Annotated in this window: 11 protein-coding genes; 8 read left to right on the top strand and 3 right to left on the bottom strand. The window is 41.6% G+C overall.

Annotated elements, in window-relative coordinates:
* Positions 1-1,388, top strand: a 1,388-nt coding sequence (locus IQ230_RS17875) for a cobaltochelatase subunit CobN (protein WP_193933626.1), incomplete at its 5' end; no start/stop codon positions are given.
* A 472-nt stretch (positions 1,389-1,860) separates the two neighbouring features.
* Here the strand turns inward: IQ230_RS17875 and IQ230_RS17870 are convergent.
* Positions 1,861-2,391, bottom strand: a complete 531-nt coding sequence (locus tag IQ230_RS17870; protein ID WP_193933625.1) for a GrpB family protein — start codon at positions 2,389-2,391, stop codon at positions 1,861-1,863.
* A gap of 181 nt (positions 2,392-2,572) precedes the next feature.
* On the opposite strand from IQ230_RS17870, the gene IQ230_RS17865 reads away from it, so the two are divergent.
* From IQ230_RS17865 to IQ230_RS17850, 4 genes are all read left to right on the top strand, one after another.
* Positions 2,573-3,088 (top strand): photosystem I assembly protein Ycf3, encoded by a 516-nt coding sequence (locus IQ230_RS17865; protein ID WP_193933624.1) that lies wholly within the window; start codon positions 2,573-2,575, stop codon positions 3,086-3,088.
* A 150-nt stretch (positions 3,089-3,238) separates the two neighbouring features.
* Positions 3,239-3,532 (top strand): Asp-tRNA(Asn)/Glu-tRNA(Gln) amidotransferase subunit GatC, encoded by a 294-nt coding sequence (gene gatC / locus IQ230_RS17860; protein WP_099701121.1) that lies wholly within the window; start codon positions 3,239-3,241, stop codon positions 3,530-3,532.
* A gap of 106 nt (positions 3,533-3,638) precedes the next feature.
* On the top strand, positions 3,639-4,622 hold the full coding sequence (locus IQ230_RS17855) for a glutathione S-transferase family protein (RefSeq protein WP_193933623.1): 984 nt from the start codon (positions 3,639-3,641) through the stop codon (positions 4,620-4,622).
* Positions 4,623-4,691: 69 nt separating this feature from the next.
* The gene (locus IQ230_RS17850; RefSeq protein WP_193933622.1) at positions 4,692-5,246 is read left to right on the top strand and encodes a PsbP-related protein; all 555 of its coding nucleotides are present in this window, start codon (positions 4,692-4,694) and stop codon (positions 5,244-5,246) included.
* A gap of 4 nt (positions 5,247-5,250) precedes the next feature.
* Here IQ230_RS17850 and aroA read toward each other — a convergent pair whose 3' ends face one another.
* Positions 5,251-6,594: a 3-phosphoshikimate 1-carboxyvinyltransferase gene (gene aroA / locus IQ230_RS17845; RefSeq protein ID WP_193933621.1), complete on the bottom strand. Its 1,344-nt coding sequence runs from the start codon at positions 6,592-6,594 to the stop codon at positions 5,251-5,253.
* Between the two features lie 427 nt (positions 6,595-7,021).
* Here aroA and IQ230_RS17840 point away from each other — a divergent pair, with 427 nt between their 5' ends.
* The 3 genes from IQ230_RS17840 (at position 7,022) to IQ230_RS17830 (ending at position 9,334) form a co-directional block, all read left to right on the top strand.
* A complete protein-coding gene (locus IQ230_RS17840) occupies positions 7,022-7,945 on the top strand; it encodes a glycosyltransferase (protein ID WP_193933620.1) in 924 nt (307 codons plus the stop codon).
* Positions 7,946-7,950: 5 nt separating this feature from the next.
* A complete protein-coding gene (locus tag IQ230_RS17835) occupies positions 7,951-8,730 on the top strand; it encodes a PIG-L deacetylase family protein (RefSeq protein WP_193933619.1) in 780 nt (259 codons plus the stop codon).
* Positions 8,731-8,878: 148 nt separating this feature from the next.
* Positions 8,879-9,334, top strand: a complete 456-nt coding sequence (locus IQ230_RS17830; RefSeq protein WP_193933618.1) for a hypothetical protein — start codon at positions 8,879-8,881, stop codon at positions 9,332-9,334.
* Between the two features lie 113 nt (positions 9,335-9,447).
* On the opposite strand, the gene IQ230_RS17825 is transcribed toward IQ230_RS17830, so the two are convergent.
* Positions 9,448-11,037 carry a CPBP family intramembrane glutamic endopeptidase gene (locus IQ230_RS17825; protein WP_193933617.1) on the bottom strand — a complete coding sequence of 530 codons (1,590 nt, stop codon included), beginning with the start codon at positions 11,035-11,037 and terminating at the stop codon, positions 9,448-9,450.
* Positions 11,038-11,151 lie beyond the last annotated feature (114 nt).

The following is an 11,151-nucleotide window of genomic DNA, read 5'->3' as shown; positions in this document are numbered from 1 at the left end:
CCCCTCACCCCTCAATCCTCACCCCTATTCTCCACTGGATACGCGATCGCCTCTTACCTGCACTCCAACAAACACAACAAGAAATTACGAACTTATTACGCGGTTTGGATGGGCGGTATGTTCCGAGTGGGGCTGCGGGTGCGCCGACTCGCGGTCGTCCGGAAGTATTACCGACTGGCCGCAATTTTTACTCGGTTGATATTCGGGCAATTCCAACAGAAACGGCTTGGGATATTGGGCGCAAAGCTGCGGAGGCTTTGGTTGAACGTTATACACAAGACAATGGCGAGTATCCCAAAACTTTAGGTTTGTCGATTTGGGGAACTTCAACAATGCGGACTGGCGGTGATGATATTGCCGAAGCGTTGGCGTTGTTGGGAGTGCAACCTGTATGGGATGGTATCTCGCGACGGGTTGTTGATTTGGAAGTTTTACCGCTTTCAGTGTTAGGACGTCCGCGCGTCGATGTCACTTTGAGAATTTCAGGCTTTTTCCGCGATGCTTTTGCGAATTTAATTGATTTGTTCGACACCGCAGTTACAGCCGTAGCCGCACTCGATGAACCACCTGAACAAAACCCAATAGCTGCGCAAGTTCACCAAGAAACACAATTATGGCAAGCAGAGGGGTTGAGTTTAGAACAAGCTGAGATGCGATCGCGCTATCGCATTTTTGGCTCAAAACCTGGTGCGTATGGTGCGGGACTCCAAGGCTTAATCGAAGCGCAAAACTGGCACGATGATGCAGATTTAGCGCGTGCTTATATTAATTGGAGTAGCTATGCTTACTCGCGATCAACTGAAGGATGTGCAGTTCCCGAAGCTTTTGCACAGCGCCTAAAGCAAATGCAAATTGTTCTACACAATCAAGACAACCGCGAACACGATTTACTCGATTCGGACGATTATTATCAATTTCAGGGCGGTTTAACCGCAGCAGTACGTTCTCTACAGGGGAAAAACCCGCAAACTTATTTTGGTGACAATTCAATTCCAGCAAACCCTCGCGTACGTCAACTAAAAGAAGAAATTGCCCGCGTTTATCGTTCTCGCGTTATTAACCCGAAATGGATTGCGGGAGTCATGCGTCACGGTTATAAAGGTGCATTTGAAATGGCGGCGACGGTAGATTATTTATTTGCCTACGACGCTACGGCTAATTGTGTTGAAGATCATATGTATCAGGGAATTGCTACCGCGTACTTATTCGACCCTGATGTTCAGCAGTTTATTCAACAAAAAAACCCTTGGGCGTTGCGCGATATGGCTGAAAGACTACTAGAAGCCCACCAACGCGGTTTGTGGCAGAATGTCGATCGCGAGATGCTAGAGAATTTGCGATCGCTTGTTCATCATGCCGAAGCCAGCATTGAACAAACATTAAAGTGATTTTGCCATTTTCAGCCAATCAAAAACCTTTGCTGTAGTTAACTCTAGGGGAATTTCTGCTAGCACTGGTAGGCGATCGCGCTTTTGTTTCAATTCCGGTTGCTAACCTGGTAGAAAAACTAATACACTGCGATCGTCTGGATCGATAAACTAACCTAATCGACTTCCATGTTGTAAACAGTGAAGAATGTTACCAATATCTTTGCCACTGGAAGACCGCAATATCTGGAACAATTGAGCGATCGCCAAAGCTACAGCGTAGTTTAGGGAAAGCATAAGCAATCTTTTGCTCTTCTGTCATCTCATTATTTTCATTAGTTGTTCAATATTAACGTTAGTTCAATAGATCTCCTGTATAAATGCGGTTGCGAATAAATCCGCTGCTTATAAACAAAGTTTACTATCGTGGAATTACTGCTAAATCTCTTGTATTTATTGTAAAAAAATATACTTTAATTGGGTAGCCCTGACTTTAGTCAGAGGGCATCTGTTCATGCCACTTGGCTGCTTTTGCACTCATCTGTTGAATAAATTCGTCCTTCCCATCCATGTAACTATCAATGTCATGCGGATGCTTTCTTGCTAACTCGCGCTTCAACTCGCTATATTGCTGTGCGTCTTCCTGATGGGCAATCATGTAATCTCTGAATACTAGATGTTTCTCCACTTGTGGTTCGCCAACTTCAAATGTATGCACATGATGTGTTCTGACACCTACTGCATCGTTTTTGCGAAAGAAACGGCGACCTGGAATACCAAACTCACCCATCGCTTCATAGCCTAAAGCTACCATTGATGGATTGCATCGATCTATTTTTGCGATCGCTTTTACCTCCACCAACAAATCAATAATCGGTTTTGCGTAAATATTAGGTATTGCAGTGCTGCCAATATGGTGAATCGCAACTATATTGTCACTAAGCGTTTGCCAGATTTGCTGTTTTTCTTGTGCAAAGGCATCTCGCCACTTGGGATTATGGGGAACAACTTCTACTTTTCTCATAGGGATGACTGATTCTATGCTGAGTGCCAACACAAAACTTATCAACTAATCTCTCTCCAGTATTCTGAAGCCATATAACAATTGAATTCTAGTGCGATCGCCTAATGTCTACTCTGCTCTCAACTACAATATCCTTGGAAGCAATTAATAGCAGACACTCTTTAGTAATCTAGAGGCAGATATGCCAAGAACTCAACGTAACGACAACTTTATCGATAAATCATTTACCGTCATGGCGGATCTGATTCTCAAGGTTTTGCCTGCGAATAAAAAAGCCAAAGAAGCTTTTGTTTACTACCGTGATGGGATGGCAGCCCAAGCTGATGGAGACTACGCTGAAGCGTTGGATAACTACAACGAAGCTTTAGAATTAGAAGAAGACCCATACGATCGCAGTTACATCTTCTACAACATTGCCTTAATTCACGCAAGTAATGGCGAACACGAAAAAGCTCTAAACTACTATCACGAGTCACTAGAAACAAATCCCCGTCTGATCCAAGCACTCAATAATATCGCGGTAATTTACCACTACCAAGGCGAAAGAGCTAAAGAAGTAGGTGACAATGACGGTGCAGAAGCTTTATTCGACCAAGCTGCTGATTATTGGAGAAGGGCTATTAGCATCGCCCCCAATAACTACCTAGAAGCGCAAAACTGGCTGAAAACAACTGGTAGAATGCACGAGAACTTTTAGTGAGTGGTGAGTGGCTAGTTTTGAGTTTTGAGTTTTGAATTATGAGTTTTGAATTGGCTAGTTGCTAGTGAAAGAGTGACTAGTGAGTAGAAAGCTCAGTGTGATTCCATTATCTATCACCAATTACCAATTACCCGTTACCTTCTATCTATGATTGATCGCGAACAAGTCCGAAAAGTGGCGCTTCTGGCTCGATTAGAGTTGACTCCACAAGAGGAAGAGCAATTCACCACGCAATTGAGTAGCATTCTAGATTACTTTGAACAACTTAGTGAACTAGATGTCACTGACGTACCACCAACAGCAAGAGCAATTGAGGTAAAAAATGTGACACGTCCTGATGAACTACAACCTTATCAGGAACGCGCTGCAATTCTCAGTAGTGCGCCGGAACAAGAGGGCGAATACTTCAAAGTGCCACAAATATTGAATGTTGAAGAGTAATTACTGTAATTTTTAAGATATGAATGTGGGGAGTAGAAAGTTGTGTCGTTTACTTAAGTGATAACTGCTGTTAATTCACAGCAAGCTATAAAAGGAGATTCTTACAATGGGTTTGGGTGTTCTCATTGATGGCAAGTGGGTGCCAGAACGCGAACAAGAGGATGAAGGAGGACGGTTTGTGCGTCCTTCAACTACCTTCCGTGACACCATTACTGCTGACGGTTCAAGTGGTTTTAAAGCTGAACCAGGACGTTACCATCTTTATATCTCCTGGGCTTGCCCTTGGGCGCACCGTACCGCGATTATGCGGCGCTTAAAAGGTTTAGAAGATGTTATTGGTCTTTCGGTTGTTGCACCGGTTATCGATCAAAATAGCTGGGAATTTTCTGAAGATGAACCAGGGAGTATTCCGGATACAGTTAACAATACAAATTACTTGTGGGAAGTCTACCTAAAAGCTGAGCCTGACTACAGTGGTAGAGTGACTGTACCTGTTTTATGGGATAAGGAAACTGGCACAATTGTTAATAATGAATCCCGCGAAATTATCCGGATGTTGGATACTGAGTTTGAAGCTTATGCCACACAGGATATTCATTTCTATCCACAATACTTACAGGAAAAAATTGACGAAACGATTGACGCGATTTATCAACCTGTGAATAACGGAGTTTACCGTGCAGGTTTTGCGACAACTCAATCTGCATATGAAGAAGCAGTTACAGAATTGTTTCAAGCATTAGATTACTGGGAAAAAGTCTTATCTGAACAGCGTTATTTATGTGGCGATCGCTTAACTGAAGCCGATTGGTGTATGTTCACAACACTACTGCGCTTTGACCCTGTTTACTACGTTCATTTCAAGTGTAACTTGCGGCGAATTGCGGATTATCCTAATCTTTGGAATTACCTAAAAGACCTTTACCAACAAAAAGGAGTCAAAGAAACGTGCAACTTTGACCATATTAAACAGCACTACTACATGAGTCATCCGAAAGTTAATCCGACGCGCATTGTACCAAAAGGACCAGTTCTTGACTTAGATGCACCGCATAATCGCTATCGCTTAGGCGCTACTTTGCAAGTGTAAAAACGAAAAAAAATTCTTAATCATCTACGTAGGTACTAACAGCGACCTACGTTATTTTTTCAATCAAACATGAAACTCAAACTGATACTCCTAGGGTTAGCAACTATAGCAGGATTAGGAGTCATCTTTCTCTTTCAAATTATTATACATAACAAGCTTCTTCCCGATCAAACTAGCCAAATAAATCCCCAATGGCAAACTTATGCAGAACGCAATACTTATACTATTCAATATCCAACCAATTGGTTTGTTGAGCGTTTGCGAAGAGAATTAGTGATTATTATGAGATTACCACCTGCAAAGAATGGCATAGGTAAATTTCCTCCTGATTTAATTAAAACAGATGTTCGTATTGAACCCAGTTCGTTTGAATTTCTCACGAACCAAATGCTTAATTCTGAAGTTGAAGTGTCTCAAATATCTCGCAAAGAACAACCAAAAATTCATAGTAGAGAAGCATTAACACTATGGGTTAGCGATCGCTTTGGTGCAAACTCAGTTTTAACTATTATTCGCTATAAGTCTAATGAAACCATTTACATCGCGAGTTTTTATGCCGCAGAAAATACCGCAGCACCTAACATTATTCAAAATATTCATGGTTCTTTACGAATAAGCGAGTAAAAACTTAAGTACGACAAACTTGTTCGAGTGTGGGCACAAAATCTGGATAGGAAATAGCTGCCGCTTCTGCACGATGAATGGTGGTAGTTCCTGCACTACTAAGGGCAGCGATCGCTAAACTCATCGCAATGCGATGATCGGTATGACTATCGACATCTGTACCTGTAAGCGGAGTTCCCCCAACAATTTCTAAACCATCAGGAAGTTCGATCGCATTAGCCCCCATGTGTTGCAGTTGATTTGCCATGACTGCAATGCGATCGCTTTCTTTGACTCGCAATTCAGCTGCATCGCGAATGACTGTTGTTCCCTGGGCAAAAACCGCAGCTACTGCAAGAATTGGAATCTCATCAATTAATCGCGGAATCAAATCGCCAGCGATCGTGCAACTTTTAAGTTTACTCGAACGGACGCGCAAATCTGCTACAGGTTCGCCCGCAACTAACCGTTGATTTTCTAACTGAACATCCGCGTTCATCATCGATAATGCTTCTAGAATACCTGTGCGCGTGGGATTGACACCCACATTTTCAATAACCAATTCTGAATCAGGAACAATTGCTGCTGCAACTAGCCAAAAAGCTGCAGAACTAATATCACCAGGAACAATCACGCTTTGTCCTTGCAATTGGGCTGGACCAGTTACTGTAACACTATGCGTTTCCGGATCGATGTTGAGTTGTGCGCCAAAAGCTTGTAGCATTCGTTCGCTATGATCGCGAGATAATGCAGGTTCGGTGATGGTTGTTTCTCCGGCAGTCATCAGTCCTGCTAGCAGAATACATGATTTGACTTGTGCAGAAGCAATCGGAGAATTGTAATGAATGGGTTGTAGCGTTTGTCCTTGAATTGCTAACGGGGCTAAAGAATTTGCTTGACGTCCCCAAATTTGCGCCCCCATTTGTTGTAATGGTTTCACGACACGCGACATCGGGCGCGATCGCAACGAATGATCGCCCGTAACGGCAAAAAATCGCCCAGGATGTGAAGCTAAAATTCCCAGCATTAACCGTAGTGTTGTTCCAGAGTTTCCAGCATCTAGAACATCAACTGGTTCTTGTAATTGCCCTAACCCAATACCCTTAACAGTGACTAATTCCGTATTTAACTCAGAAATTTCCGCGCCCAAAGCTTGAAAACAGCTTGCAGTACTGCGCGGATCTTCACCTAGCAATAAACCTTGAATGCGCGTCTCACCAGAGGCGATCGCACCTAACATCAAAGCCCGATGGGAAATAGATTTATCCCCTGGAACTCGGATACGACCTTGTAAAGATAATCCAGCTGCAGTCTTGATAATGAGATTTTGTTGACGATTCGTCGTTTCTTGCGTGATGACAACCGACATGGGGATAAACTCACGTAATATGCGTGCGTTTTATCCTACCGCAGTATTAGCACTTAGGTACTTTAGTCTTGCCTAATCCTAAACTCTGAGCTACCTGCAACATTAGTCTAACCGTATTTAGTAAAGTATCAGCCTTCATGTCTTCTCACTAAAAATTCATAAAACGACCAACAATGTAAAGGCATTGTTTAAGTAGCAGTGCCACAGTTTACTTTTTTTTGCCCACCTGTCAGTATATTTGCATACATAATCTCAAGGTAAGAGTTTGTTAATACTATTTGAATTTAATAAAAACATAAGCTGAAGATATTTATTGATAATTTCAAACTTTGAAAAAGATTTTACTTGTATTAAATCTTAGTATCAAAACATCATAAAAAATATACTTACTAAGTAAAAAAAAGCAAATTAGTTTAATTAAAAGAAGATGAATATAAGTGTTATTATTCCTTGTTATAATGCAGCAGAAACAATTGCTGTGCAATTAGAAGCACTGGCAAATCAAACATGGAAAGATGCCTGGGAGATTATTGTTGTTGATAATGGCTCCACGGATAATTCAGTTGCAATTGTTGAAAAATATCAAAAACAAATCCCAAACCTCCGGTTAATTTATGCAAGCGATCGCCCTGGTGCTGCTTATGCACGCAATGCTGGTGTAAAAGCTGCAACTGGAGAAGCACTACTATTTTGTGATGCAGACGATCGAGTTGAACCAGGCTGGCTAACTGCAATGGGAGAAGCACTTTTGCAGTATGATTTTGTAGCTGGACGATTTGATTACACTCAACTCAACGAGTCATGGCTAATTAACAGCGAGATCTTTCAGGTTCAAAAAGCTGGACTTTCGCAGTATGAGTTTTCACCTTATCTACCTTTTGCTGGAAGTGGAAATCTTGGTATTAAAAAAGTATTACATCAAGCTGTGGGCGGATTTAACGAAAACTTAATATATGCCGAAGATACTGACTATTGTTTCAGGGTTCAACTAACAGGTACTCAACTGCATTTTATTGAAGATGCTGTAGCTCAAATTCGCCTGCGCCATACATTAAAAGATATTCATAAACAAGGAAAAAATTGGGCTGAAAGCCATATCTACCTCCGCTTACTATATGGCGTTTCAGTTAGTAATTTTGTAGTATTTGGTTATCTAATAAAGGTCTTATTATATCCCATAAAAATTATCTTTCACCTTAAAAATAAAAGTATATTTGCAGAATGGGTGTGGATACTTGGTTGGAATATTGGACTTTTAAAAGGAAGTATTAAGTATTCTCAGAATATGACATTTAAAAATAATGTACTGCCGAAGAACAACCAAGAAGTAAAAATTATTACAGCTAACTAGAAAATATGTTGGTTAACAAATACTATCAAAAAATCAAACAGCGGTTACTCTTAAAATCTCGATTTATTTATTTATGGTGGTTGTATAAGAAAAGCAAAGCGATCGCCTCAAATCAAAAATCAGCAATCGTCTTTGCACCCCACCAAGATGATGAAACATTAGGTTGTGGTGGCGCAATTGCTTTAAAGTGCGAGCAGGGAGTTCCCTTAGATGTTGTATTTTTAACAGATGGTAGGGCATCCTATGCAGATTATCCGCAAATTTGCCCCGATCAGTTAGTACAAACTCGTCAACAAGAAGCGATCGCCGCCCTTAGAACTCTTGGTGTTTTGCCATCTGCAATTCACTTTCTTGGTAAACCTGATGGTGGTTTATTGCAATTATCTGCTAGAGAACGTCAGCAAACTATTGATCAACTAGTACAGTTGTTACGCGATCGCCAACCGCAAGAGGTGTACATACCCTATAAACAAGATATTCACCCTGACCATAAAGAGACTTATGCTTTAGTACAAGCTGCAGTGCAAAAATCAAACTTACCTATTGAAGTGTTGCAGTATCCTGTATGGACGCGTTGGGTACCACATCAACTTGATTTCAAATCAGTAGAGCTTGCCAACGTATATAGATTACCAATTAATAATGTCATTAACAAAAAAATTAAGGCTTTAGAAGCTTATCAATCGCAGTACTCTAGTGTAGTTCCTGGTATTGAGCCAATTCTGCCATCAGGTTTTATGCAATGTTTCTGTTCTCCATACGAAATCTTTTTCAAAGCATCGTAATTAACAATTGTTGCAACACATTTTACATACACCTGATGTTCATCCTGCGTGCTTAGGTGTAATGGTATTAAGCTTTGCTTTAAGAACAGTTGTATAAGTCTTGTTCAAGATAAACTAGCGCTGTACTAGCCATGCGGTCTTTTTGCTCATGCTGACTCGTTACCGTCAACCAGTATCACTCTCACTCATTTCTACAGATTTACCCTTACGGTACGTTGTGCAAACTGCAGCTACGTTAGAACAAAAAGATCGTGAAAGTTTTCATCTTTTGATCTCAGAACCTTCAAGGAAAACTCTGCATCCATCCACTAGCCCCAGTCTTCTTTGGTTTGAAATTTCACCTTATAGAGTGATTATGACTAGACAAGCAGAAAACCAAGTTTGCTATCGTCACTTTTGGGAACGTGGAGTTTACGGAACTAGCCGCTATTGGTTAGGAAACGGATTTTTTCAAGGTAGCGAAAATATGCTGCAACTGCGTAATTTTACTAAGCAGTTAACTTTAGTGAGTCATCCCTTACCGCAGCAACTGCGAATTGAGTATGAATTGTGGTCACAAGTGCAACTAGGGCGTTATGTTTTACGATTAGAGATACACTACTAAGGAAGTGGGCGTTATTATTAACTGCACGTTTGATGCGGGTTCATGGTTAAGATTGTTGTTTCACTGACTATTGACCGGTAACAGCGCTTAAGTGACGTTTATTTTCATCCAACTTAAGTAGAACTGCTACCTAAGATAAAAAGACTAAGAAGAGTGCCACTATTCCAAAGACTATGGAGTAGCATCGGTGCGAGGAGATTACGCGATCGCGTATAAACAACACCCAAGACCATTCCTAAAACTGTCAGCGGCAAAATTTCGGCGACGCTAAGGTGTGCAACCGCAAACAGCAACGAACTAAGAACAATTGCGCCCCAAACAGATACATAGCGTGTCAGCGAGGGTAAAAGAAAACCACGAAACAGTAATTCCTCAAAGATTGGCGCGGCGATCGCCGCGGTGAAAAAGAAAATTGCCAGTGCTACTTGATCTTGTGCCTGCAATGCTAAAGATAATAGCGGGTTACTACCTCCTTGCCCTTGCCAGATTTGTTGATTAATCAGTGACACAATCACAACTAGTGGTAATGCAGCACAATAACCTCCTAATCCCCATAAAAACCAATTTCCTTGTAAGTCAAAGCGAAACCAATTTTTGGGCAAGGGAAAAAAGGGTTTAATCGATAAAACTAGCACTATTAACCCACCCAAAGCTACTGTTAGGTAAGTTGTCAAAATATAAAAAGCCTGAACGCGCACGCCTGAACCTGAAGGTGGTCTAATTTGCAGTAGCGCAAATCCCAAAGGGACAACAATTTGACCCATAAAGAAAAAACCGAGAATAAACACCTGCCAAACAGTTTCACCAGTCCAAGGAGTTGACCAACGCGCATCTTCATTTTGTGCTAATAGCGCATCTTTGCCTTTCAATAAGCGCTGGGCGCATAAAAATAGCAGTAACCCAATACCTACTATGCCACCGAAAGCTGGTAAACTCCCGATAAATGCGAGTTTGATTAAAGCTTGCTGCGCTGTTGCTTGTTCCGTTGCTTGTAATTGTGTCAGGGTATCTTGGCGTTGCTGGATTTGATAAAGTTGAGATAGAGCACGATAGCGAAACCAACCATCCAAGTTATTTTGAAGTAGTTGTTCTGCATCGGGTATTATCCGAGGAGGATCGCTCCAAAGTCCAATCAAAACAGTAGCAGTTTCGGCGAGCACAGCTTGCTGTTGATTATTAACTTGCTGTTGAAAGTTTGTCCAAGTTTGAATTGCGGTATTTGTTTGTCCTTGCTGTACCTGTAGAAGTCCCAGCCGTAGATCTAATTCAGCAATTAGTTGTTGCAACTGAGCGCGGGATTGTTGCAATTGTTGCTGCTGGCGCAGACGGGAAGTATCGGTAATCGGCGCAATTTCTGACTGTGGCTTAGGAGTCGCAGGGGTAGTTACAGGTTCCGACTGCACCTGTTTAAGTTGATTGTTAGCTTTGTCTAAGTTAATCTGCGCCGATGTTCTTGCTTCTTGATATTGCTCTAATGCGGAATTAAGCGGTTGTTCTCCGAGTAAAGCACTGCGGGCATTGCTGAGACTCGCGCTGTCATCGCCTTGAGGTTGCCACTCTTGCGCATGTAAAAGTAAATTTGCTTGGTACAGTTCCAAACGACTTTGAATTTGTGGTTGTTGCCAGCTTTCCCACAAAGACGCACCAGCAAACAAGATTGCAACTACTGTTAGCAAACTTAAGATGATCCGCTTAATTGTCATCAATCCTCCCATTACAGCCTGATTGAGAGCGCGATTCGCACCCTTGTGGAATGATAGCAAGGATTGAGAGAGGCAGGGGACACAAGAGTCGTGAAGTGTTGAGTACTGAGTTAT

The sequence above is a fragment of the Gloeocapsopsis crepidinum LEGE 06123 genome, assembly GCF_015207655.1.
Lineage (GTDB): Bacteria > Cyanobacteriota > Cyanobacteriia > Cyanobacteriales > Chroococcidiopsidaceae > Gloeocapsopsis > Gloeocapsopsis crepidinum.
The sequence above is the reverse complement of the archived record's forward strand: the minus strand, read 5'-3'. Positions and strand labels throughout refer to the sequence as shown.